This is a genomic window from Streptomyces sp. NPDC051822, from assembly GCF_044452745.1.
Lineage (GTDB): Bacteria > Actinomycetota > Actinomycetes > Streptomycetales > Streptomycetaceae > Streptomyces.
The window spans coordinates 107,517-130,351 of the sequence record NZ_JBITBZ010000005.1 but is presented as its reverse complement, the minus strand read 5'-3'; the positions used below and the strand labels follow the sequence as shown (position 1 = coordinate 130,351).

The 22,835-nt window shown below is 72.6% G+C and carries 18 protein-coding genes and 2 tRNA genes; 14 read left to right on the top strand and 6 right to left on the bottom strand.

Annotation, left to right across the window (positions count from 1 at the left end):
- Window positions 1-42 precede the first annotated feature (42 nt).
- Window positions 43-4,206: a PAS domain-containing protein gene (locus tag ACIA8N_RS18000; protein ID WP_365776519.1), complete on the bottom strand. Its 4,164-nt coding sequence runs from the start codon at window positions 4,204-4,206 to the stop codon at window positions 43-45.
- A 132-nt stretch (window positions 4,207-4,338) separates the two neighbouring features.
- Window positions 4,339-4,764 (bottom strand): SSI family serine proteinase inhibitor, encoded by a 426-nt coding sequence (locus tag ACIA8N_RS17995; protein WP_365776517.1) that lies wholly within the window; start codon window positions 4,762-4,764, stop codon window positions 4,339-4,341.
- Between the two features lie 292 nt (window positions 4,765-5,056).
- Here ACIA8N_RS17995 and ACIA8N_RS17990 point away from each other — a divergent pair.
- The 3 genes from ACIA8N_RS17990 to ACIA8N_RS17980 all read left to right on the top strand — a co-directional run bounded on the left by ACIA8N_RS17990 (window position 5,057) and on the right by ACIA8N_RS17980 (window position 6,076).
- Window positions 5,057-5,147: transfer RNA gene (locus ACIA8N_RS17990), tRNA-Ser, on the top strand.
- A 214-nt stretch (window positions 5,148-5,361) separates the two neighbouring features.
- Window positions 5,362-5,434: transfer RNA gene (locus ACIA8N_RS17985), tRNA-Arg, on the top strand.
- A 135-nt stretch (window positions 5,435-5,569) separates the two neighbouring features.
- A complete protein-coding gene (locus ACIA8N_RS17980; RefSeq protein ID WP_365777609.1) occupies window positions 5,570-6,076 on the top strand; it encodes an RDD family protein in 507 nt (168 codons plus the stop codon).
- A 43-nt stretch (window positions 6,077-6,119) separates the two neighbouring features.
- On the opposite strand, the gene ACIA8N_RS17975 is transcribed toward ACIA8N_RS17980, so the two are convergent.
- A complete protein-coding gene (locus ACIA8N_RS17975) occupies window positions 6,120-7,373 on the bottom strand; it encodes an FAD-dependent oxidoreductase (protein ID WP_365776515.1) in 1,254 nt (417 codons plus the stop codon).
- A gap of 102 nt (window positions 7,374-7,475) precedes the next feature.
- Complete coding sequence (locus ACIA8N_RS17970; RefSeq protein ID WP_365776513.1) at window positions 7,476-8,420, bottom strand: RNA polymerase sigma-70 factor; 945 nt, start codon at window positions 8,418-8,420, stop codon at window positions 7,476-7,478.
- Window positions 8,421-8,515: 95 nt separating this feature from the next.
- On the opposite strand from ACIA8N_RS17970, the gene ACIA8N_RS17965 reads away from it, so the two are divergent.
- From ACIA8N_RS17965 to ACIA8N_RS17915, 11 genes are all read left to right on the top strand, one after another.
- A complete protein-coding gene (locus ACIA8N_RS17965) occupies window positions 8,516-8,881 on the top strand; it encodes a PH domain-containing protein (protein WP_365776511.1) in 366 nt (121 codons plus the stop codon).
- A 169-nt stretch (window positions 8,882-9,050) separates the two neighbouring features.
- Window positions 9,051-9,878, top strand: coding sequence for a BRO family protein (locus tag ACIA8N_RS17960; RefSeq protein WP_365776509.1), 828 nt, complete (start codon window positions 9,051-9,053; stop codon window positions 9,876-9,878).
- 58 nt (window positions 9,879-9,936) lie between these two features.
- Window positions 9,937-10,863, top strand: a complete 927-nt coding sequence (locus ACIA8N_RS17955) for a DUF2797 domain-containing protein (protein ID WP_365776507.1) — start codon at window positions 9,937-9,939, stop codon at window positions 10,861-10,863.
- A 172-nt stretch (window positions 10,864-11,035) separates the two neighbouring features.
- Window positions 11,036-11,371 (top strand): antibiotic biosynthesis monooxygenase, encoded by a 336-nt coding sequence (locus ACIA8N_RS17950; protein WP_365776504.1) that lies wholly within the window; start codon window positions 11,036-11,038, stop codon window positions 11,369-11,371.
- A 22-nt stretch (window positions 11,372-11,393) separates the two neighbouring features.
- Window positions 11,394-12,314 (top strand): amidohydrolase family protein, encoded by a 921-nt coding sequence (locus tag ACIA8N_RS17945; protein ID WP_365776502.1) that lies wholly within the window; start codon window positions 11,394-11,396, stop codon window positions 12,312-12,314.
- Window positions 12,315-12,382: 68 nt separating this feature from the next.
- Window positions 12,383-13,126, top strand: a complete 744-nt coding sequence (locus tag ACIA8N_RS17940) for a response regulator transcription factor (RefSeq protein WP_359202759.1) — start codon at window positions 12,383-12,385, stop codon at window positions 13,124-13,126.
- Window positions 13,127-13,131: 5 nt separating this feature from the next.
- Window positions 13,132-14,694 carry a HAMP domain-containing sensor histidine kinase gene (locus ACIA8N_RS17935; RefSeq protein ID WP_365776500.1) on the top strand — a complete coding sequence of 521 codons (1,563 nt, stop codon included), beginning with the start codon at window positions 13,132-13,134 and terminating at the stop codon, window positions 14,692-14,694.
- A gap of 26 nt (window positions 14,695-14,720) precedes the next feature.
- Window positions 14,721-16,010, top strand: a complete 1,290-nt coding sequence (locus ACIA8N_RS17930; protein WP_365776498.1) for a bifunctional glycosyltransferase family 2/GtrA family protein — start codon at window positions 14,721-14,723, stop codon at window positions 16,008-16,010.
- Entirely contained in the window at window positions 16,007-18,175 is a 2,169-nt protein-coding gene (locus ACIA8N_RS17925) for a glycosyltransferase family 39 protein (RefSeq protein WP_365776496.1), read from the top strand. The genes ACIA8N_RS17930 and ACIA8N_RS17925 overlap by 4 nt, the downstream gene beginning before the upstream one ends.
- A gap of 73 nt (window positions 18,176-18,248) precedes the next feature.
- On the top strand, window positions 18,249-19,787 hold the full coding sequence (locus ACIA8N_RS17920) for an MFS transporter (RefSeq protein ID WP_365776494.1): 1,539 nt from the start codon (window positions 18,249-18,251) through the stop codon (window positions 19,785-19,787).
- 34 nt (window positions 19,788-19,821) lie between these two features.
- A complete protein-coding gene (locus ACIA8N_RS17915) occupies window positions 19,822-20,592 on the top strand; it encodes a TetR/AcrR family transcriptional regulator C-terminal domain-containing protein (protein WP_365776492.1) in 771 nt (256 codons plus the stop codon).
- A gap of 81 nt (window positions 20,593-20,673) precedes the next feature.
- Here the strand turns inward: ACIA8N_RS17915 and ACIA8N_RS17910 are convergent, their stop codons facing one another.
- Together ACIA8N_RS17910 and ACIA8N_RS17905 are read right to left on the bottom strand one after the other, a co-directional pair.
- The gene (locus ACIA8N_RS17910; protein WP_365776490.1) at window positions 20,674-22,281 is read right to left on the bottom strand and encodes an MDR family MFS transporter; all 1,608 of its coding nucleotides are present in this window, start codon (window positions 22,279-22,281) and stop codon (window positions 20,674-20,676) included.
- A 15-nt stretch (window positions 22,282-22,296) separates the two neighbouring features.
- Window positions 22,297-22,740 (bottom strand): MarR family winged helix-turn-helix transcriptional regulator, encoded by a 444-nt coding sequence (locus ACIA8N_RS17905; protein WP_030549662.1) that lies wholly within the window; start codon window positions 22,738-22,740, stop codon window positions 22,297-22,299.
- Window positions 22,741-22,835 lie beyond the last annotated feature (95 nt).

Here is a 22,835-nt window from a genome sequence, read left to right as displayed (position 1 = left end):
GGGGCGAACATCAGTCGGCACCAACCGGCCCTGTGAACGGGGCTAGTTGGTGCCGATCTTCGCGAGCAGGTCGACGATCCGGGCCTGGACCTCGGCGCTGTTCGAGCGTTCGGCGAGGAAGAGGACCGTCTCGCCGGACGACAGCTTCGGCAGCTCCTCGTCGACGAGGTCGGCCGAGGTGTAGACGACGAGCGGGGTGCGGTTCAGCTGTCCGTTCGCCCGCAGCCAGTCGATGATCCCGGCGCGGCGGCGGCGCACCTGCATCAGGTCCATCACCACCAGGTTCGGCTGCGTCTGCGTGGCCAGCGCGACCGCTTCCGTGTCCGTGGCCGCCCGCGCCACCTGCATCCCGCGCCGCTCCAGAGTGGCCGCGAGCGCCTCCGCGATGTCCTCGTGCTCCTCGATCAGCAGGACACGGGACGGGTGCTGTTCGCTGTCGCGCGGTGCGAGCGCCTTGAGGAGTACGGCCGGATCGGCGCCGTACGCCTCCTCCCGGGTCGCCTGCCCGAGCCCGGCCGCGAGCAGCACCGGCACCTCGGCGGCGACGGCGGCCTGGCGCAGCGACTGGAGCGCGGTACGGGTGATGGGGCCGGTCAGCGGGTCGACGAAGAGCGCGGCGGGGAAGGCGGCGATCTGGGCGTCGACCTCCTCGCGGGAGTGGACGATCACCGGCCGGTAGCCCCGGTCGCTCAGCGCCTGCTGGGTCGAGACGTCGGGCGCGGGCCAGACGAGCAGCCTGCGCGGGTTGTCGAGGGGCTCAGGGGGCAGTTCGTCGTCGACCGGACGCGGCGCCGGCCGGTTGGCGACCTCGACGGCTCCGCCGGGGCCGTCGAGCGGCTCGGGACCCTCGGCGGAGCCGGCGGCGGGCGCTCCTATGGCGTACGCGCGGCCCTCGGGGGCGGCGGCGAGGCCGAGGGCGGCCTCGGGGTGCGCGGAGGGGTCCGCGTCCGGATGCGGCCTCGCCTCGCCGGCGGCCGGTACAGGAAGCGCGGCCGGGGCCGGCGGGTCGACGTCCGGCGGGGTGGCGAGCCTGCGCCGCCGCCCGGAGCCGTTGGAGGGCGCGGCGGGGGCCGCGGGGGCGGCCGGGCCGGAGGAGGTCTGAGGCGCCGCGGGGAGCGGCGAGGCCATCGGGGCAGGCGGGACGAAGGGAACGCCCTGCCCGAGAGTCCGGACGCTGAACGCCCGCCCCTGCGTCGAGTCCTTCGGCATCGGCGTCGGCGTCGGGATGGCGGTGGGGGCAGGGGTGGGCATCGGCAACTCGGGCGGCAGCGGTACGGAACCGGTGCCGGTGCCGGAACCCGTGCGGTCACGGGGCCCGGAACCCGTAACCGCCTCCGACTCCTGCGCCGACACCGGCTGCTGCTCCGGCTGCGGAGGCCTGACGGCCCGGCGGCGCCCGGTCGGTTCGGCGGGCGGCATCGCGGCCGGGGCGGGCGAAGGGGAGACCGCAGAGGGCACCGCGGAGGCAGCGGAAGGAACGACCGGCGGGACCGGCCCGTGGGACTGCGGGTGCGGGTGCGGGTGCGGCTGCGGAGGCGTGTGATCGGCGCCCGGGACACCCCGTACGGCCTCGTGACGACCTTCGTCGGAGACCGGCAGCGGCCCGGCGAACGGAACGCCGGCCGGAGTCGTGAACGGAGCGCCGTCCGGCGTGGCGGCCGGCTCGGGGCGGTCGGCCTCGGCCGGCGGGAGCGCGAACGGCGTCCGGGGACCGGCCTCGGCCGCGGCCGCCCGTTCCTGAGCGGCCGCCAGCGCACGCCGCCGGCGCCCGCTAGGCCGCGCCTCGGCCACCCCGTTGCCGTCGCCGTTTCCGTGCCCGTCCCCCGCCTCGGAGCCGGGACCGGAAGCGACGGCCGGCAGGGCGCGGGCCAGGGCTGGGGCGGACGAGGAAGCCGAGGGGGGAGCGGAAGCGGGGGCGGAAGCGCCGGTGGGTTCGACGGGGACGCCCTGCGGGGGCACGGCGGCACCGAGCGCGGCACGCCCCTGCGCGCTTTCGGCGGCGGTCACCACGGAGCCCTCGGCGGGCCTGCCCCGTCGGCGCCCGGTGGGCTCGACCACGGAGCCGCGGGGGCCACCCGGGCCGCTCGGGCTGGGTGAGGTTCCGGAAGCGGTGAGGGCGAAAGGAGAGCCGGACGGGGCGTCCGCGGCCGCGTTCTGCTGCGCCGGGATCAGCTCGGAGGCGCCGGTGGCGGCCTCTCCCGTACGGGCACGGCGGCGCCCACTGGGCTCCGTACCGCCGCCCTCGGGGGCGACCGGGCTCGCCAGGAAGGCGTCCGTGGAGCCGCGTCGTGCCCGCCGCCGCCCGCCACCGGAGGTCTCCCCGCCGACGGCCCCGGCATCGATCCCGGCCCCGGCCGCAACCTCGCCGGAAGACGCACTGACGGAAGACGCGTCGACGGGAGGCGCGCTGACGGAAGACGCGCCGACGGAAGACCCGCTGCCGGAAGACGCGTCGACGGGAGGCGCCATGGAAGGAGGCGTCGAGACGGGAGGCGTCGTGACGGGAGGGGTCATGACGGGAGGGGTCATGACGGGCTCACCGGCCTGCGCGGGCAGCGCGAGGGCCTCGCGGCCGCCACCGGCCGGTGCCGCGGCCCTCGTCGCCGCCGCGGGCACGGTGCCCCGCCCGGAGCCGAGCGGGACTTCGAGGACGTAGGCGCCGCCGCTCGTCCCCGGCACCTCATGGGTCTGCACGACCCCGCCGTGCGCCGCCACGATGCCGCGCACGACGGGCCCGTGGACCGGGTCGCCGCCCGCGTACGGGCCGCGGACCTCGATGCGTACGACGTCCCCGCGCTGCGCGGCCGCCACGACGATGGTGGAGTCGGCGGGCGCGGCGCCCGGGGCGGTGGCCCGGTTCCTGCCGGTCGCGTCGACGCCGGCGACGTCCGCGACGAGGTGCGCGAGCGCCGTCGCGAGCCGGGCCGCGTCGACCTCGGCCTCGATGGGCGGGGCGTGCACGGCGAACTGGGCACGGCCAGGACCGATGAGCTCGACGGCCGCGTCGATGCCGGCCGACACGACCCCGTCGAGGAGCGCGACGCGCCGGTCGAGCCGCTCCGCTCCGGCGTCCAGACGCTGGTAGCTCAGGACGTTGTCGACGAGCGCCGTCATACGGGCGTACCCGGCGGCCAGGTGGTGCAGGACCTGGTTGGCCTCGGGCCAGAGCTGCCCGGCGTCGTCGGCGGCGAGGGTGCCGAGCTGGGTGCGCAGCTCCTCCAGGGGGCCGCGCAGCGACTCGGCGAGGACGGCGGTCAGCTGTTCGTGGCGGGCGGCGAGCGAGGCGTACCGCTCTTGCTGCGCCTCACGTTCCGCCGCGCTCCGCTCGGCGCGGTCGGCGAGTTCGGCCGCGTTCCGCTCCTCGAGGGCGGCGAGTTCGGCGGCGTGCTGCTCTTCGAGCTGCTCGTACGGCCTGCGGTCGGTGAAGGTCATGACGGCGCCGACGAGCTGGTCGCCGTCGCGTACCGGAGCGGTCGTCAGGTCGACCGGGACCCGCTCGCCCTTCTTCGACCACAGGACCTGCCCGCGGACCCGGTGCTTGCGGCCGGACTTGAGTGTGTCGGCGAGCGCCGACTCCTCGTACGGGAAGTCCTCGCCGTCGGCGCGCTTGGCGAGGATCAGCGGGTGCAGCTCCTGCCCGCCGAGTTCGCCGGCGCGGTAGCCGAGGATCTGCGCGGCGGCGGGGTTGACCAGGACGACCCGGCCGTCGGTGTCCGTGCCGACGACGCCCTCGGCCGCGGCGCGCAGGATCATCTCGGTCTGCCGCTGCGAGCGGGCGAGTTCGGCCTCGGTGTCGAGGGTGCCGGTGAGGTCGCGCACGACCAGCATGAGCAGCTCGTCGCCGGTGTAGCCGCCGTACGAGTCGTAGGCCTCGCGGCCGTCCTCCAGGCTGGCGCTGGTCACCTCGACGGGGAACTCGCTGCCGTCCGTACGGCGGGCGATCATCCGGGTCGGCTTGGTACGGCCCCGCTCGTCGGTGCCCTCGGGGCGGCGCATGGAGCCGGGGATGAGCCGGGAGTCGAAGTCGGGCAGCAGGTCGAGCAGACCGCGCCCGACGAGCGCGGTGCCGGGTGTCTCGAACATGCCGAGGGCGATCGTGTTGGCGTTGACGACCGTGCCGTTGCAGTTGACGAGCACGAGGCCGTCGGGGAGGGCGTCGAGTATGGCTGCGAGGCGAGCAGCGCCTCGGGATGGCCTGCTGCTCACGAGACGCTTCCTCCCTGACCCACTGCACTTGCCTGTCGCACTTGCCTATCGGCCGGCGGGCTCCATCTTGCCCCTCGGGCCGCAGCCTGTCACTGAGGGGAGTCTAAGGGAGCCCGGGGGCGGGCTCCCTGCCTATCCCCGGAGGAGTGGAAGGACCGGCTCCAGGTTCTGCCAGCGGTCGATCTCGCAGCCGTCGGCCCGGGAGAAGCGGGCGTCGATCGTGCGGCCCTGCCAGGTGCCGGTGACGTGCGCGACGGCGGGTCCGCCGTACACCTGCGTACAGAGCTGATCGGCGGGCACGGGCTTGAACGGGTTCTCGCCCTCCTTCGCGAGCTGGTCGAGCCGCCTGCAGGCGTTGTCGCGGGCGGGGTGGTCACCGCCGGCCCGGTCGTCGCAGGTCAGCTCGAAGGTGCCGTCGGCGTTCGGATGGCCGCTCTCGGCCACCGTCACGGTCAGCCTGTCGGGCGGTGAGAGCAGGGGCAGCGGCGGCAGCGGGCCGAACCCGGCGGCGCCGGCGGCGGTGGTGGCGAGGGTCGCGAGGACGAGGCTGCGCAGCATGCGGATCTCCAGGAGCGGCGTGTGTGGCGGCGGGTACGACGGGGCGCGGACGCACGACGCGCCCCGTCCCCTCTAACGCTCCGGGCGCCACGGCGTTGCGCAAGCGGGGTGCGCCGGGCGGGGCTGGACAGGCGTGCCGGCGGCCGCGGTGGCCGACGCCGTCGGGGGCGGCGCGACCGTCCTGGGCTTTGCCCTCGACCCCGAAGGGCTAGTACGGTGAGAATCAATTGGTGACAGCCGGTTCGCCTGTGTCATCATCTGCACGCACCACTCGCGTATGCGCGGGGTGCATGGAGGCGTCGCCTAGTCCGGTCTATGGCGCCGCACTGCTAATGCGGTTTGGGTCTTAAAGCCCATCGAGGGTTCAAATCCCTCCGCCTCCGCCCCTACCGAAGCCCCGGCCCCCAGGCCGGGGCTTCGGCCGTTCCCGGCCCGTCCCACCGGACACTCCCACGGCCGCCCAGACGGTGTTTCCGCAGGTCACAAGGGGTGGGGTAATCGGATTTCACATGACGGCGGCAGTCATGTAATGTTCTTCCTGTCGCCGCGAGCGGGTCGAAAGACCGGGGAGCGAAGGCAAGAAACACAAAAGAACAAGCACTCGTAGCTTAACGGATAGAGCATCTGACTACGGATCAGAAGGTTGCAGGTTCGAATCCTGCCGAGTGCACACAGACAAGAGGCCCGGACGAGAGTCCGGGCCTCTTGCGTTTCCGGGGCGTACAGCGGCTGGCCGAGAAGCGGCCTGTGGGTACAGCCGCCGGGGGCTTGGCCTGGGGGTAGTGGTGAGGAGGATCTGGTGGCGATGATTTCAGGGGGCGACCTCGGGCCGCTGCCTGTGATGGGTAAGCGGGTGAAGCTTCGGCCTGTTCCGGGTGCCCCGGCCGGTGTCATGCGGCGGTCTGTCGCGGTTGCCGTCGACCTTCCCGTTGCCGTCGTCGTCCTTCTCGGGCCCCTTCTCGGGCTTGACCGGATGCTGGAGGCCATGGCCGTCCCGGAGGATTCGGTGCGGACCGTCTGGCGGGTCGCGGTCGGCGTGTGGCCGCTCGCTTTCGTGCTGGGCTACTCACCGGTGTGCGTCTCGCGTTGGGGCGGCACCCTGGGCAAGCGCGTCCTGGGGATGGAGGTGGTCCGCGTACGGGATGGCGGACGGCTCGGCTACGGCCGCGCGGTGCTGAGGCACGTCACGAATCTGGTGTCCAACCTCGTGCCCCTCTTCCTCGTCCCCCACCTGTCGGCGATGACCCTCAGCCCGGACGGGCAGGGCTTTCACGACCGGGCGGCGGGCAGCTCGGTGATCCACCGCAGGTGAGGCCCCGGGCGCTGGGCGCTGTGTCCGGGGCCGGTCGCCTGCGTCATGCCGTGGTCTCGGCGGGCACGCCCGCGTGCGGCTGGGCGGTGACGGTGCGGTGGCGGCGGGTCGGCATTCCGAGGGTCGGCTTGCCGACGCTCCAGGCCGCGCCCTTGCAGACGAGTTCCTTGTACGTCGCGGCGAGCCGGCCCGTCAGGGCCGACCGGACGGAGCGGTCGTCGGCCGTGACGTACTGGATGAGGCCGTCCTTGCGGCCGAGCGAGATGCACTGGTTGAAGTAGCGGAGCGGCACCGTCGGGATCTTTCCGCCGGTCAGGCGGGCCGCGATGGCGTCGGCGGCCTGCCAGGCCATGGGGCTGCCCGTGGCGCAGCACATCCGCAGCGGCTTGTCGCCGGGGCCCATGGCCATGGCGGCGTCGCCCGCGGCGTACACGTCGGGGTGCGAGACCGAGCGCATGGTCCCGTCGACCACGATCTGGCCCGCCTCTGTGACCTCGAGGCCGGTGGCCCGTGCGATCGGGTGGACCGCGAAGCCGGTGGTCCACACGGTGACCGCGGCCGGGACGGATCCGCCGTCGGCCGTGGTGACGCGGTCGGCCTCCACGCCGGTGACGGCGGCCCCCTCGTGCACGGTGATGCCGAGCCTGTCGACGACCCTCCGCAGGTGGTCGCGGCCCTTGGGCGAGAGCCAGTCGCCGAGCTCGCCGCGGGCGGCGAGGGCGACGGAGAGGTCCGGGCGGGCCTCGGCGATCTCGGTCGCCGCCTCCAGACCGGTGAGGCCGCCGCCGACGACGACCACGGACTCCCCGGCGCCGAGGCGGGCCAGGCGGTCGCGCAACCTCAGCGCTCCGGCGCGGCCGGCGATGTGGTGGGCGTGCTCGGCGGCGCCGGGGACGCCCTGGTCGTTCCAGTCGCTGCCGAGGGCGTACACGAGGGTGTCGTAGGCGAGTTCCGTGGTCTCTGCCCCCTCGCCTCCCGTGGCCCCGGAGGCGGCCGGGGCGCTCGCGGAGGCCGCGGAGGCCGGGGCCGTGACGCTGACGGTCTTGCGGTCGACGTCGACCGCGGTGACCCTCGCCACCTTCAGTTCGACGCCGGTGCCCGCGAACATCTCGGTGAAGGGGCGGGGCCTGAGCTCCTGGCCGACGGCCACCTGGTGCAGCCGGACGCGCTCGACGAAGTCGGGCTCGGCGTTGACGAGGGTGATGGCGACGTCCTCGCGGTGCAGCCGCTTGGCGAGGCGCCCGGCGGCGACGGCTCCGGCGTATCCGGCCCCGAGGACGATGATGCGGTGCTGCATGTCCGTACTCCTGTCTTCACGCTTTCTCGGCGGGCTGCCCCTTGAACCGGGCAGCCCGCCGATTCCTGACAGGCCTCAGGTGTGAAGCAGGTCACATCAGGGTCAGGAGGCGTGGAACAGGGGTTCCCCGTGGTCCGTGGCCGTCCATCGCCGCGTCGCGCGTTCGAGCTTGTCGGGGTTGACCTGGCTGCGGACGGCGGCGATGCCGTCGGCGCCGATCTCCACGCACATGACGCCGACGACCCGGCCGTCGACGACCGCCACGACGGCGGGGGCGCCGTTGGCGGTCGCGGCGTAGATACCGGCCGAACCGCCGACCAGTCTGCGCTTGGCCGTGCTGGGCTTGAACAGGCCACGCAGGAAGGTGGCGACCGCGCGGGCGCCCTCGAACGCCTTGGCGCGGGCCGGGACCTTGCCGCCGCCGTCGCCGATCGCGACCGCGTCCGTGGTCAGCATCCGTACGAGGGTGTCCGTCTGCCCGCTGGTGGCCGCGGCGAGGAACTCGTCGACGATCCGCCGGGCGGTGGCCTCGTCGATCTCGGTGCGGGCCTTGCCGTCGGCGACGTGCTTCTTCGCGCGGTGGAAGATCTGCTGGCCGGCGGCCTCGGTGATGTCGAGGATCTCGGCGATCTCCCGGTGCGTGTAGCCGAAGGCCTCCTTCAGCACGTACACCGCGCGTTCGTTGGGGGAGAGCCGCTCGAGGAGGGTCAGCACCGCGTACGAGAGCGATTCGCGCTGTTCGGCGGTCTCGGCGGGGCCGAGCATCGGGTCGCCGGCGAGCAGCGGCTCGGGGAGCCACTGGCCGACGTAGGTCTCGCGCCGCGCGCGGGCGGAGGTGAGCTGGTTGAGGCACACGTTGGTGAGCACCTTCGTCAGCCAGGCCTCGGGGACCTCGATGCGGTCCACGTCGGCGGCCTGCCAGCGCAGGAACGTGTCCTGTACGGCGTCCTCGGCCTCGCTCGCCGAGCCGAGGAGGCGGTACGCGATGGCCTCCAGGCGGGGCATGGCGGCTTCGAAGCGGTCCATGGCGTTCATGGTCAGGGCCATGGACCGGATCCTAACTCCCACCCCACCCTGCCGCCCCGGGAGTTGAGGTTAGGGTCGGTTGATCGTTCTTTCATTTCGAATGTGGGGGTTGGGGCATGGCACTCTTCGGGAACGCGCACGCGATCGATCCGGCGCAGGCGCAGCAGGACTTCGCGCGGCTGCTCGGGCCGGGGGAGCAGGTGCACGCCGCGTACCTGCTGATCCGCGACACCATCTTCTTCACCGACCGCCGGCTCGTGCTGGTCGACAAGCAGGGGCTCACCGGCAAGAAGGTCGAGTACCACTCGATCCCGTACCGGAGCATCACGCACTTCGCCGTCGAGACGGCCGGCACCTTCGACCTGGACGCCGAGCTGAAGATCTGGATCTCGGGCAGCCAGCTGCCCGTACAGAAGACCTTCACCAAGGGCGTCGACATCTACGAGGTACAGGCGATCCTGACGCAGTTCGTCGCGAAGTAGAGGCGTAGGAGCAGGGGAGGGGCAGGGGAGGAGTCGGGGGAAGCCGGGGAGTCGGGGAGGGTTTTCCGGGGAGAACCCGGAAAACCCTCCCCTTTTGGGTGAACCTGTCTGATTTGCATGTCAGTTGAATATGCCCTCGGCCTACCTTGCGTGGCGGAGGTGATGATCGATGGATGCGATCGACATCGATGACCTGGTGTACGCCGCCACCGGTGCGCCCCTGCGCCGGCTGACCGCACCCGACGGGGCCCACTGGTTCCCGGTGGTGGACGTGGCGAAGGGACTCGGGTACGCCGGGACCCGGGAGGCACTGCGGACGGTGGCCCTGCCAGAGGCGTGCCTCGCGTCCGCGCGGGAGGTCGCCGGAGAGGCGGAACTCCCCGGCAGGAGCGGGCTCAGGGCATCGACCCGGATGGTGAGCCTCCAGGGGCTCGTGCAGCTCGTCGGGGCGTGCCGAAGACCGGAGGCCGGGGCCTTCCGGGCGTGGACGGGCGAGGTCATGGCGGCGGTCCAGCGGTACGGCGGGTACGGGCTCGAACCCTCCCCGGTGCACGGCGGTTTCGTGCTGCCGCCGGAGCTCGTCGACGCCCTCGTCCGGCTTGAGGGGCGGTTCGACGAGCGGGCCGCCGCGTACACCGAGCACACCGAGTACGCGGAGCTGCTCCGCGAGACCCGGCTGAGCCTCTCAAGGGTCGCCGACTCCCTTGAGCGGCTCTCCGTGCCCCGTCAGCGCACCGGCGCCGCCGCCGTCGCCCTCACGCCGCAGGAGCTGGTCGAGTCCTGGGCGATCACCGGGGACGTACGGACGGTCGCCACCTGCCTCGCCCCCGCCCTGATCCGGGGCGGTGTCCGCCACCGGGACCAGGACGTCACCCGGCGCACCGGGCTCTCCCGGGAGCGCGTCCGGGACTGCGTACGGCTCCTTCTGGAAAGGGGCTGTATGCGGGAGGTCGGGGGGCCTGACGTGGACGGGGCGCGGATCTACGTCCTGCCGTGAGGCGTGACGGAGACTGCACGGAGACTGGGGGCAGGGGAGAGAGAGGAGGGCCGGGCCGGTGGAGTGGCGGTGTCGGGGGATCACCTGGAGCGGTGGGGCGCCGGGCCTGCGGTGGCAGGGCGGGAAGGTCAGCCCTCTCGCGTACGGGCAGCGGCTCGCCTTCCGAGCCGTGGGGCCGCGGCGGTGCGCCGGGGCCCGCGGCAACCCCTGCCCCCTGGGGGCCGTCGTGCCCGGCCGGTCCACCGGTGGGCGGTGCGCGGAGTGCGCGCGGCTCGACCGGGCCCACTCGGTCGCCGCCGACACCTTCCTGGACGATCCCCAGCCGTACCGCGTGTACCTCGCCTGGTTCGGGCCCGGCATGACCAAGGTGGGGATCACCGCCGAGGCCCGGGGCGAGGCCCGGCTCCTCGAACAGGGCGCCGTCACGTTCAGCTGGCTGGGGCGGGGCCCCCTGATGGCCGCCCGGCGGACCGAGGAGGTGCTGCGGCAGACGCTGGGCATCCCCGACCGGGTGGCGTACGAGCGGAAGCGGGCCGCCCGGCACGCCCTGCCGCCCGCCTCGGTGCGGGCCGGCGAGGTCGAGGAGCTGCACCGGAGCGCGCGGGCGGTCGGCGGCTGGACGGAGACCCTGGAACCGCTGGAGTTCGCGCCGCGCGACCACGTCGAAGCCTTCGGCCTCGACGGGCTGCCGCCCCTCGCCGGCACTGTCTTCGAACTGGTCGACGGGGGTGTCGTCACCGGGCGGCTGCTCGCCGCCGCCGGGCCCGATCTGCACCTGCTCGATCCCTATGGGCGCTGTCTGGCCCTCGACACCCGGCTGATGGGCGGGTGGGCGCTCCGGAGAGCCGGTGAGGGGACGGGGGAGGGCGTGTCGGGTCAGGACGGGGCGGACGGGGCGGACGGGGCGACGGGAACGGCGTTCTCGGTGCCCGTGACGCCGGCGGCCGCCACAGAGCCCGAAAGCGCTCAGGGCGAGCTCTTCTGAGGAGTGGCGGGTGCTTCGTACGGCGGGGGCGGGTGCTTCGTACGACGGCGGTGGGCGCTTCGTACGGCGGGGGCGGGCGCTTCCTCGGGCGGCGGTGGGCGCTTCGTAAAGTCTTGGATCCCTTTCCCCGCCGCCGTGGACATCCCCGCCCGGCCCCCGCGAGGGTGATCACATGACCCCCAAACTGGTGGCGGACATCCAACCGCCGTACTACACCGCTGTCTTCACCTCCGTCCGCCCCGAGGCGCCCGAGGGCTACTCCGAGACCTCCTCCCGCATGCAGGAGATCGTCAGGGACGTCCCCGGCTTCCTCGGCTACGAGGCCGCCCGCACTCCCGGTGGCATCGGCATCACCGTCGCCTACTTCCGCGACCTGGAGTCCCTCGACGCCTGGCGCCTCGACACCGAGCACCAGGCCGCCAAGGCGTACGGCCGGGAGCACTGGTACGAGAGCTACAGCGTCCACATCGGCAAGGTCGAACGGAGCTACAGCTTTGAGCGGGAGTAGCGGGGGCAGTGGGAGTAGCGAAATGGGCGAAAGTAGCGAAAGGGGCGGGGCTGACGCGAGCGTCGACATCCCGGCCCTCGTCGAGCGCCTGGGCATCCCCGGGCTCGTCGACGTGCACACGCACTTCATGCCGCAGAGCGTCCTCGACAAGGTCTGGGCCTACTTCGACTCCGTCGGCCCGCTGACCGGCCTGGAGTGGCCGATCACCTACCGCGAGGAGGAGGAGGAGCGCCGGCTCGCCCTCCTGCGCGGTTTCGGGGCGGTCGCGTTCACCGCGATGCTCTACCCGCACAAGCCCGGCATGGCCGCCTGGCTGAACTCCTGGGCCGCCGACTTCGCCGCTCGTACGCCCGACTGTCTGCACACCTCCACCTTCTTCCCCGAGCCGGACGCCCGCCGGTACGTCCACGAGGCGCTCGACGCCGGTGCCCGTGTCTTCAAGGTGCATCTCCAGGTCGGCGGCTTCGACCCGAACGACACCCAGCTGGACGCCGTCTGGGGAGCCCTCGCCGACAGTGGCACCCCCGCCGTGGTCCACTGCGGCTCGGGACCCGCGCCCGGCAGGTTCACCGGTCCGGAACCCATGGGACGGCTGCTCGCCCGCCATCCCCGGCTGCGGGTGATCGTCGCGCACATGGGGATGCCCGAGTACGGCGACTTCCTCGACCTCGCCCAGCGGTACGAGGGTGTCCACCTCGACACCACCATGGCCTTCACCGACTTCAGCGAGCGGCTCGCGCCCTTCCCCGGGGCGGAGCTCAAGCGGCTCGTCGACCTGGGCGACCGGATCCTCCTCGGCTCTGACTTCCCGAACATCCCGTATCCGTACGCGCACCAGCTCCACGCCCTCGAACGCCTCGGGCTCGGGGACGACTGGCTGCGACGGGTCCTCTACGAGAACGGGGCCGCGATGTTTCACGTGAAACAGCGTCCGGACGTTTGAGGTTCTTTCTCAGGGAATTCACAGGAAAGGGAAAGAGGGCTCTCAGCGGCGGCGGCCAGCGTGGAGCCATGACCGTCACCACACGCCGCCCCGGCACCCGCGCCGACATGCTCCGTGCCGACGGCACCGCCGTCCGCGTCCTCGTCGTCGACGACGAGGCCTCGCTCGCCGAGCTCCTCTCCATGGCCCTGCGGTACGAGGGCTGGCAGGTGCGGAGCGCCGGGGACGGTGCCGCCGCCCTGCGTTCCGTCCGCGAGTTCCGGCCCGACGCCGTGATCCTCGACGTGATGCTCCCCGACGCCGACGGGCTCAGCCTGCTGGGCTCGATCCGGCGTGAGCTGCCGGACGTCCCGGTGCTGTTCCTGACGGCGAAGGACGCCGTCGAGGACCGGATCGCCGGACTCACGGCCGGCGGCGACGACTACGTCACCAAGCCCTTCAGCCTGGAGGAGGTCGTCGCCCGGCTGCGCGGCCTCATCCGCAGGTCAGGAGCCGCCCAGGCGCGCAGCGAGTCGCTGCTCGTCGTCGGTGACCTGACCCTCGACGAGGACAGCCACGAGGTCACCCGGGGTGGGGAGTCGATCCACCTGACCGCCACCGAGTTCGAGCTGCTGCGCTACCTCATGCGCAATCCGCGGCGGGTCCTCAGCAAGGCGCAGATCCTCGACCGCGTCTGGTCGTACGACTTCGGCGGCCAGGCCAACGTCGTCGAGCTCTACATCTCCTACCTGCGCCGGAAGATCGACGCGGGCCGCGCGCCGATGATCCACACCCGGCGCGGCGCCGGATATCTGATCAAGCCGGGCGAGTAGCGCCGGTGTTCCGACGTGCACGGCGGCGCCCGTGGTCGCGTGTACGGCGGCGACCGTGGTCTCTGCGCACCCGGCTCGTCGTCTCTGCGGTCGCGCTGATCGCTGTCGTCGCGGCCGTCATCGGCACGGTCACGACGATCGCGTTCCGCTCGTACCTGTACGACCGGGCCGACGAGCAGGTCCGTACGGTCTCCAACCGGGCGGCGGGCCCGCCGGTCTCCCTGGGCCTCCGGCTGCCCGAACCGGGCGGCGGTCAGGACCCCCTCGGGTTCGTCGTGGGGCCCGGCATACCGACAGGCGCCCTCGGGGCGGTGCTGGTGGACGGTGAACTGACCTCGGCCGGGTACTCGGCGGAGGCCGATACCGAGGCCGGCGGCCTGTACGGGCGGAACGTCCGGACCGAACTCGACGCGGCCCAGCGTGCCGCGCTCGCCGCCGTCCCCCGCGACGGAGACCCGCACACCGTCGAGCTGCCCGGCCTCGGCTCGTACCGGGTCGAGTACGCGGAGGGCAGCCACGGCACCTTCCTCAGCGGCATCCCGCTCACCGAGGTCGAGGACGCCCTCTCCACGCTCGTCCTCGTCGAACTGAGCGTCACCGGCGCGGGCCTCGTCGCGGCCTCGCTCGCCGGGACCGTGCTCGTCGGGGTGGCCCTGCGGCCGCTGCGGCGCGTCGCCGCCCTCGCGGGCCAGGTCGCCAAGCTGCCGCTGCACAGCGGCGAGGTCGCGCTCCACCAGCGGATCCCGGAGACGCAGGCCGATCCCCGGACCGAGGTCGGTCAGGTCGGCGCGGGAATGAACCGGATGCTCGACCACGTCCACTCGGCACTCGACGCACGCCAGCAGAGCGAGACCCGGGTCCGGCAGTTCGTGGCGGACGCCAGCCACGAACTGCGCACCCCACTGGCCTCGATCCGGGGATACGCGGAGCTGACCCGGCGCGGCAGGGAGGAGTGCGGGCCCGACACCCGGCACGCGCTCGGCCGGATCGAGTCCGAGGCGACCCGGATGACCGGCCTGGTGGAGGACCTGCTGCTGCTCGCCCGGCTCGACGCGGGGCGCCCGCTCTCGTACGAGACCACCGACCTCGTCCCCCTCGTCGTGGACGCCGTCAGCGACGCCCGCGCCGCCGGTCCCGAGCACCACTGGCGCCTCGAACTCCCCGGCCCCTCCACGGACCACCCGGCCGTACGGGCCGACGGCGCCCGCCTCCAGCAGGTCCTCGTCAACCTCCTCGCCAACGCCCGTACCCACACCCCGCCCGGTACGAAGGTCACCGCCCGCGTCCGTACGGAGGCCGGGGCGGCGGTCGTCGACATCGAGGACGACGGGCCGGGCATCCCGGCCGCGCTCCTTCCCACCGTCTTCGAACGGTTCGCGCGCGGCGATGCCTCCCGTTCCCGGCACGCCGGATCCACCGGCCTCGGGCTCGCCATCGTGCGCGCGGTCGTCCACGCGCACGGCGGCGAGGTGGGCGTCGAAAGCGCCCCCGGCCGGACCGTCTTCACCGTCCGGCTCCCCGAAAGCGCGGACTCACAGGCAGGGCACAGGCGCATCACACAGCGGTGACAGCGGGCCCGGCGAGTGTCGTCGGCATGCGAACCCCAACGATCGCGGGTCCCCCGTCCGTGGCCTCCGGGAGGTCCGACGCCCTCCCCGCCCGGGAGCACCTGCCGGTGAACCTCGCAGGACGGCCCGTCCTGGACGTGGTGATTCCCGTCTACAACGAGGAGAAGGACCTGGAGCCGTGCGTCCGCCGCCTCCACGAGCACCTCCTGCGGACCTTCCCGTACGGCTTCCGCATCACCGTCGCCGACAACGCCTCCACCGACAGCACCCCCGCCGTCGCCGCCGGCCTCGCCGCCGAGGTGCCCGAGGTGCGCTCCGTACGGCTGGAGGAGAAGGGGCGCGGCCGGGCGCTGCGGACCGTGTGGTCCGGCTCGGACGCACCCGTCCTCGCCTACATGGACGTCGACCTGTCCACCGACCTGAACGCCCTGCTGCCGCTGGTGGCGCCGCTCATCTCCGGTCACTCCGACCTGGCGATCGGTTCGCGGCTCGCCCGCTCCTCGCGGGTGGTGCGCGGCCCGAAGCGCGAGTTCATCTCGCGCGCCTACAACCTGATCCTGCGCGGCTCGCTCGCCGCCCGGTTCTCCGACGCGCAGTGCGGATTCAAGGCGATACGGCGGGACGTCGCCGAACGGCTGCTCCCGATGGTGGAGGACACCGGCTGGTTCTTCGACACCGAGATGCTGGTCCTCGCCGAGCGGGCCGGGCTGCGCATCCACGAGGTGCCGGTCGACTGGGTCGACGACCCCGACTCGACCGTGCACATCGTGAGGACGGCGACCGACGACCTGAAGGGCGTGTGGCGGGTCGGGCGGGCGCTCGCGACCGGTTCCCTGCCCCTCGACCGGCTCGCCAGGCCCTTCGGGGACGATCCCCGCGACCGCGAACTCAGCGGTGTGCCCGGCGGGCTCGCCCGGCAGCTGGTCGGCTTCTGCGTGGTCGGAGCCCTGTCGACGCTCTTCTACCTGGCGCTCTACTCGCTCTTCCGGCTCGGCGTCGGCCCGCAGGCCGCCAACGCCGCCGCCCTCCTCGTCTCGGCCGTCGCGAACACGGCGGCCAACCGGCGCCTCACCTTCGGGGTACGCGGCCGGGACCGGGCCGTCCGCCACCAGGCGCAGGGACTCGTCGTCTTCGCCATCGGCCTGGCCCTGACCAGCGGTTCGCTGGCCGCCCTCGGCGCGGCGTCCGGCGATCCGGCGCACTCCACGGAGCTCGCCGTCCTGATCGTCGCGAACCTCGCCGCGACCGTCCTGCGCTTCCTCCTCTTCCGGCTCTGGGTCTTCCCGGACCGCGTCTCCTCAAGGACCGAACGATGACCTCCCTGTCCACCGCCGTCCATGCCGCGCCCCGCGCCGGCCGGCTCGCCCGGCTGCGGCGCGGGCGCGCCGAGGACGCCCCCTGGGTGCGGCCCGCCTTCCTCGTCCTGCTCGCCGTGACCACCGCGCTCTACCTCTGGAACCTGAGCGCGTCCGGCTACGCCAACTCCTTCTACTCGGCCGCCGTGCAGGCGGGCGGCGAGAGCTGGAAGGCCTTCTTCTTCGGCTCCCTCGACTCCGCCAACGCCATCACCGTCGACAAGCCGCCGGCCGCCCTCTGGCCGATGGCCCTGTCCGTCCGCCTCTTCGGCCTCGGGACCTGGCAGATCCTCGTGCCCGAGGTGCTGATGGGGGTCGGCACGGTCGCCGTGCTCTACGCGGCCGTACGGCGCAGGTTCGGCGCGGGCGCCGGTCTGATCGCGGGGGCCGTCCTCGCGCTGACGCCCGTCGCCGCGCTCATGTTCCGCTTCAACAACCCGGACGCCCTGCTCGCCCTGCTCATGACGGTCGCCGTCTACTGCGTGCTGCGCGCGCTCGAACAGGACAAGGGTGCGGCCAGGTGGCTGGTGTGGGCCGGGGTCGCCCTCGGCTTCGCGTTCCTCGCGAAGACCCTGCAGGCGTTCCTGATCCTGCCGCCGCTCGCGCTCGTGTACGCGGTGTGCGCGCCCGGCGGGTTCGGGCGGCGGCTCGGCCGGCTCGCCCTGGGCGGGCTCGCGATGGTCGGATCGGCGGGCTGGTGGGTGGCCGTGGTCGAGCTGTGGCCGGCGTCCTCCCGCCCGTACGTCGGAGGCTCGCAGACCAACAGCTTCCTGGAGCTGACCTTCGGCTACAACGGCCTCGGCCGGATCAACGGCAACGAGACCGGCAGCGTCGGCGGCGGGGGAGGCGGCGGTGGCGGTGGCCGGTGGGGCGAGACCGGGATCGGCCGGATGTTCAACGACTCCGTCGGCGGCCAGATCTCCTGGCTGCTTCCGGCCGCGCTGATCCTGCTCGTCGCGGGGCTCGTCGTCACCTGGCGGGCGCCCCGGACGGACACGGCGCGCTCCGCGTTCCTGGTGTGGGGCGGCTCGCTGCTGATCACGCTCGTCGTGTTCAGCTTCATGGCCGGCATCTTCCACGAGTACTACACGGTGGCCCTGGCCCCGTACCTCGCGGCGCTCGTCGGCATGGGCGCGGCCGTGCTGTGGGAGGAACGCACCCGGTGGCTCGCCTCGGCGACCCTCGCGGTGACGGTGGCCGTGACGACCTGGTGGGCCTTCACCCTGCTCGGACGTACGCCGGACTGGCTGCCGTGGCTGCGCTGGGCGGTCCTGGTGGCGGGCGCGGTGGCCGCGCTCGGGCTGCTGTTCGCGGGCCGGGTGGACCGCCGGCTCGGCCTCGGCCTTGCGGGCCTGGGCCTGGCGGCGGGGCTCGCCGGGCCGTTCGCGTACACCCTGGCGACGGTGGACTCGGCCCACCAGGGCTCGATCGTGACGGCCGGCCCGGCGGGCGCGGGCTTCGGCGGGATGCGCGGCGGACCCGGCGGGGGCCGGGACGGCGGCATGCGGATGCTGTACGGCCCGCCGGGCGCGGCCCAGGCTCCTGGTGGCCGGGCTCCGGCCGGCCAGGACCCCGGCGGCCAGATCAGTGGCGGACAGGGCCAGGGCCAGATGCCGCCGGGCCAGGGCTTCGCGCCCCCCGGCCAGGGCCAGGCGCAGCCGCCCGGAGCCACGGGCGGCACTACGGGCGGCACCACCCCCGGCGGTGAGCGGGGCGGGATGGGCGGCGCGATGGGCGGTCTCCTCAACGGCGCCGGCGTCGGCGCGGAGGCGAAGGCGGCCCTGCTCAAGGACGCCGACGACTACACCTGGGTGGCCGCCGCGGTGGGCTCCCAGAACGCGGCCAGTTACCAGCTCGCCACCGAGAAGCCGGTCATGGCGATCGGCGGCTTCAACGGCAGCGACCCGTCCCCGACGCTGGATCAGTTCAAGCGGTACGTCGCCGAGGGGAAGATCCACTACTTCATCTCGTCCAGCGGAGGCGGCGGGGGCGGCGGCGAAGGCGGCATGGCAGGCCCCATGGGCGGAAACGGCACCAGCGCCCAGATCACCGCCTGGGTCCAGGACACCTTCGAGCAGGTGACCGTCGGCAGCTCCACCTTCTACGACCTGACCTCCGCCGAATAACTCCTATACACCGTACGAGCGCCCCTTGTACGGTGTACGAGACCGAGTCCCGTACACCGTACAAGGAGTGCCTATGACCGCCACCGGCGGCCACCCTCCCCCGAGCTCTCAACTTCGTTCGAACAGGGGGGACCCCCATCGCTGGCTGATCCTCGGCGTCATCTGCCTCGCCCAGCTCACCGTGCTGCTCGACAACACCGTGCTCAGCGTCGCCATCCCCGCCCTGACGACCGAGCTCCACGCCTCCACCAGCGACATCCAGTGGATGATCAACGCCTACTCGCTCGTCCAGTCAGGCCTGCTCCTCACCGCGGGCAACGCCGCTGACCGCTACGGGCGCAAGAAGCTGCTCGCCGCCGGTCTCGCGCTCTTCGGCCTCGGCTCGCTCGCCGCGGGAATGGCCGAGACCACCGGCCAGCTGATCGCCGCCCGCGCGGGCATGGGCGTCGGCGGTGCGCTCCTCATGACCACCACCCTCGCCGTCGTCATGCAGATCTTCGACGACTCCGAGCGGGTCAAGGCCATCGCGCTCTGGGCCACCGTCAGCTCGCTCGGTTTCGCCGCCGGGCCGCTCATCGGCGGTGTGATCATCGAGCACTTCTGGTGGGGAATGATCTTCCTGATCAACATCCCGGTGGCGCTGATCGGTCTGATCGCCGTCCTCAAGCTCGTACCGGAGTCGAAGAACCCCCAGGGCGACCGCCCCGACCTGGTCGGCGCGCTGCTCTCCACCATCGGCATGACCGCAGCCGTGTACGCGATCATCACAGGTCCCGAGCACGGCTGGACCTCCGCCGAGGTGCTCGTCCCGGCCGCGATCGGCGTCGCCGTCCTCGCCGCCTTCGCGGTGTGGGAGCTGCGCGTCCCGTACCCGATGCTCGACATGCACTTCTTCCGGAACCAGAAGTTCGTCGGCGCCGTCGGCGGCGCGATCCTGGTCATGTTCGGCATGGGCGGCTCGCTCTTCCTCCTCACCCAGCACCTGCAGTTCGTCCTCGGGTACGCGCCGCTCGAAGCCGGTCTGCGGATGGCCCCGCTCGCGCTGACCGTCGTCGTGCTCAACCTCAGCGGCGTCGGCCCGCGGATCGTGATGAAGCTCGGCACCCCGCCGACCGTGGCCGTCGGCATGACGCTGGTCGCGGCCGGGCTCGGCTCGATCGCCGTGATCGGCGGCGGCACGGACGGCACCTACTGGGGCATGCTCCTCGGCCTGGTCCTGATGGGCATCGGCCTCGCCGTCTCCAATCCGGCCATGGCCAACGCGATCATGAGCGCGATCCCGCCGGAGAAGGCGGGCGTGGGCGCCGGCGTCAACGGAACCCTGGCCGAGTTCGGCAACGGCCTCGGGGTCGCCGTCCTCGGCGCCGTCCTCAACGCCCGCTTCGCCGCGCTCGTCGCCGTGACCGCGACCTCCCTGCCCGCGGCCCTCGCCGCCGCAGGGAGCGACGCCGAGCGGGCGGCGATCTCCGACGCCTTCGCCTCCGGCCTCCAGACCAGCCAGCTGGTGGGCGCCGTCGCCGTCTTCGCCGGCGGACTGCTCGCCGCGGCCCTGCTCAAGCGGGCCGAGCGGACGGAGAAGACCCTGGCGGCCGAGCAGCCGGTCGCTGCCTAGCATGGTCACGGACGACTGACAGACGGAGGACGCGATGGTCAAGGCAGCCGATCGGGCCAAGAACCCGGCGCGTTCCAGCGTCTGGCTGGAGAACCGGGCCGCCCGTGGCGGAGGCGGCCCGGCCGGGCTCGACCGGGACCGGATCGTCGCCGCGGCGATCCGGATGCTCGACGAGGAGGGTCTGGCCGGCCTGTCGATGCGCAAGCTCGCGGCGGAGCTGAAGGTCACCGCGATGTCCCTGTACTGGTACGTGGACACCAAGGACGACATCATCGAGTTCGCCATGGACAGCGTGTACGGCGAGTTCGACCTCGCGGCGATCGACGCCGCCGACGGCTGGCGGGACATGATCAGGGTGCTCGCCCTGGAATACCGGCGGATGCTGGTCCGCCACCCGTGGATGTCGCCGAGCGCCGGGCAGTACCTGAACATCGGCCCGCACGCGATCGCCGTCGGCGGAAAGATCCAGGAGGCGATCGGGGGCACCGGCCTGCCGATCGACCGTCAGCCCAGTGCGACCTCGGCGGTCTTCCAGTTCGTGTACGGCTACGGGACGATCGAGTCCCAGTTCGGGCGGCGTGCGGCGGAGGCCGGGATGTCGCAGGACGACTTCTACGTGGAGTCCGTCAAGGCCTTCCGTGACAATCCGGGCTTCGCGGAGGCCATCGAACCCATGGCGGAGATCCTTGACGTGCGGGCCTCGCAGGGCAGCGTCAGCGCCATCTGGGACCGCGACTTCGCCTACGCCCTGGACGTCCTGATCGCCGGGATCGAGGCGATGGTTTCACGTGAAACCGGAACGTGACGGAGCGGCGGGCCGTCCCCTGCCCGCCGCTCCGTACCCGACCCGGCCGCGCCTCCGCTCGAAGCGCGGCCGGGAGCTTTTCTAGCCTTCCCCGGAGCCCTCCTCGGCGCCCTTCGCCGAGCTGCTCTTCAGCGCGACCTCCTTGATGAACAGGGTCACCACGAAGGCGAGCAGCGCGAACGGCGCCGAGTAGAGGAAGACATCGGCGACACCGTGTCCGTACGCGTCCTCCATGACCGTACGGATCGGGGCCGGGAGCTTGTCCATGTCGGGGATGGAGCCGCCCGAACCGCCCTGGCCCATGGCGCCCGCGGCCTTCGGACCGAGTTCGGCCAGGCCCTCCTTGACGTAACTGGTGACCCGGTGCGCCATGACCGCGCCGAGCGCCGAGACGCCGATCGCACCGCCGAGGGAGCGGAAGAAGGTGACGACGGAGGAGGCGGCGCCGAGGTCGGCGGGGGCCACCTGGTTCTGGGTGCAGAGCACCAGGTTCTGCATCATCATGCCGAGGCCGAGGCCGAGGACCGCCATGAACAGCGCGATGTGCCAGTACGCCGTGTCGTAGCGGATCGTGCCGAGCAGGCCGAGGCCGCCGGCGGCGAGGGCGCCACCGCTGACCAGCCACGCCTTCCACCTGCCGGTCTTGGTGATGACCAGACCGGAGACGGTGGAGGAGACGAACAGGCCCGCGATCATCGGGATGGTGAGGACGCCGGACATCGTCGGCGACTCGTTCCGCGCCAACTGGAAGTACTGGCTGAAGAAGACCGTGCCGGCGAACATCGCCACACCCACGAAGAGCGAGGCGAGCGAGGCCAGGGTGATCGTGCGGTTGCGGAAGAGGCGGAGCGGGATGATCGGCTCGCTCGCCTTCGACTCGACGAGGACGAAGATCCCGCCGAGGGCGACCGCGCCGAGCACCATCACGCCCGTCTGCCAGGACATCCAGTCGTACTTGTCACCGGCGAAGGTGACCCAGATGAGGAGCAGGGAGACGGCGGCGCTGATGAAGAGGGCACCGGCCCAGTCGACCTTCACCTGGCGCTTCACGACGGGCAGCTTGAGGGTCTTCTGCAGGACGACGAGCGCGAAGATCGCGAACGGGACGCCGACGTAGAAGCACCAGCGCCAGCCGAGCCAGTCGGTGTCGGTGATCACGCCGCCGAGCAGCGGGCCGCCGACGGTGGCGACGGCGAAGGTCGCGCCCAGGTAGCCGCTGTACCGGCCGCGCTCACGCGGGGCGATCATCGCGGCCAGGATGATCTGGGAGAGGGCGGTCAGACCGCCGACGCCGATGCCCTGCACGACACGGCAGACGATGAGCATGCCGGTGCTCTGGGAGAGGCCGGCGACGATCGAGCCCGCGACGTAGATGACCAGGGCTATCTGGACGAGCAGCTTCTTGGAGAAGAGGTCCGCGAGCTTGCCCCAGAGCGGGGTGGTCGCGGTCATCGAGAGCAGTGCGGCGGTGACCACCCAGGTGTACGCGGACTGGCCGCCACCCAGGTCGGTGATGATCTGGGGAAGGGCGTTGGAGACGATCGTCGAGGACAGGATGGCGACGAACATGCCGAGCAGCAGCCCGGACAGCGCCTCCATGATCTGCTTGTGCGTCATCGGGGCGGTCTCGCCGCCGCCGGTGCCGGTGAGACCGTCCCGCACCCCGGTGTCGGGCGTGGTCGTAGCCATGGACTTCCTTTGTTCTCAAGCGTGGTGGGCCCGGCAGTCCCCGAAGGAGTCGCGGAGGCGGGCGAGCAGGTGGGCGAGGAGTTCGACGTCGTCGTCGGACCACTCCGCGAGGTGGCGGGAGAAGGCCTCGGTGACCCGGCGGTCGAGTTCGCCGAGCATCGCGTGGCCCGGCTCCGTGAGCCGGAGGATGCGGGAGCGCCGGTCGTCCGGGTCGGGCAGGCGCTCGATCCAGCCGTGTTCCACGGTGTGGGCCACATGGCGGCTGCACACGGACATGTCGACCGCCATGAGTTCGGCGAGCCGGCTCATCCGCATGTCGCCGTGGTGCTTGACCAGGGCGAGCACGGCCGCCGAGCCGCCCTGGCATTCGACGGGCAGGGCGCGGGCGAGTCCGCGTTTCACGGCGCCGATCGCGCTCACCGAGCGGGCGAGTTCCTCGTACCGGCTCCGTGTCTTCATCGGCCACCTTCCGGACCATCTTGTTGCTTAGGGCAACCATAGAGATGGATGGTTGCTCCAGGCAAACTAAATCGGTCAAACGGCGCTAAAGAATC

Bases quoted from the DNA above. Each gene is read 5' to 3' on its own strand.
- ACIA8N_RS17975 (WP_365776515.1), bottom strand. From the start codon at position 7,373: ATGCAGCACCGCATCATCGTCCTCGGGGCCGGATACGCCGGAGCCGTC.
- ACIA8N_RS17940 (WP_359202759.1), top strand. From the start codon at position 12,383: ATGACCGTCACCACACGCCGCCCCGGCACCCGCGCCGACATGCTCCGT.
- ACIA8N_RS17930 (WP_365776498.1), top strand. From the start codon at position 14,721: ATGCGAACCCCAACGATCGCGGGTCCCCCGTCCGTGGCCTCCGGGAGG.
- ACIA8N_RS17960 (WP_365776509.1), top strand. From the start codon at position 9,051: ATGGATGCGATCGACATCGATGACCTGGTGTACGCCGCCACCGGTGCG.
- ACIA8N_RS17920 (WP_365776494.1), top strand. From the start codon at position 18,249: ATGACCGCCACCGGCGGCCACCCTCCCCCGAGCTCTCAACTTCGTTCG.
- ACIA8N_RS17945 (WP_365776502.1), top strand. From the start codon at position 11,394: ATGGGCGAAAGTAGCGAAAGGGGCGGGGCTGACGCGAGCGTCGACATC.
- ACIA8N_RS17905 (WP_030549662.1), bottom strand. From the start codon at position 22,740: ATGAAGACACGGAGCCGGTACGAGGAACTCGCCCGCTCGGTGAGCGCG.
- ACIA8N_RS17995 (WP_365776517.1), bottom strand. From the start codon at position 4,764: ATGCTGCGCAGCCTCGTCCTCGCGACCCTCGCCACCACCGCCGCCGGC.
- ACIA8N_RS17910 (WP_365776490.1), bottom strand. From the start codon at position 22,281: ATGGCTACGACCACGCCCGACACCGGGGTGCGGGACGGTCTCACCGGC.
- ACIA8N_RS17915 (WP_365776492.1), top strand. From the start codon at position 19,822: ATGGTCAAGGCAGCCGATCGGGCCAAGAACCCGGCGCGTTCCAGCGTC.
- ACIA8N_RS17965 (WP_365776511.1), top strand. From the start codon at position 8,516: ATGGCACTCTTCGGGAACGCGCACGCGATCGATCCGGCGCAGGCGCAG.
- ACIA8N_RS17980 (WP_365777609.1), top strand. From the start codon at position 5,570: ATGATTTCAGGGGGCGACCTCGGGCCGCTGCCTGTGATGGGTAAGCGG.
- ACIA8N_RS17970 (WP_365776513.1), bottom strand. From the start codon at position 8,420: ATGGCCCTGACCATGAACGCCATGGACCGCTTCGAAGCCGCCATGCCC.
- ACIA8N_RS17950 (WP_365776504.1), top strand. From the start codon at position 11,036: ATGACCCCCAAACTGGTGGCGGACATCCAACCGCCGTACTACACCGCT.
- ACIA8N_RS17925 (WP_365776496.1), top strand. From the start codon at position 16,007: ATGACCTCCCTGTCCACCGCCGTCCATGCCGCGCCCCGCGCCGGCCGG.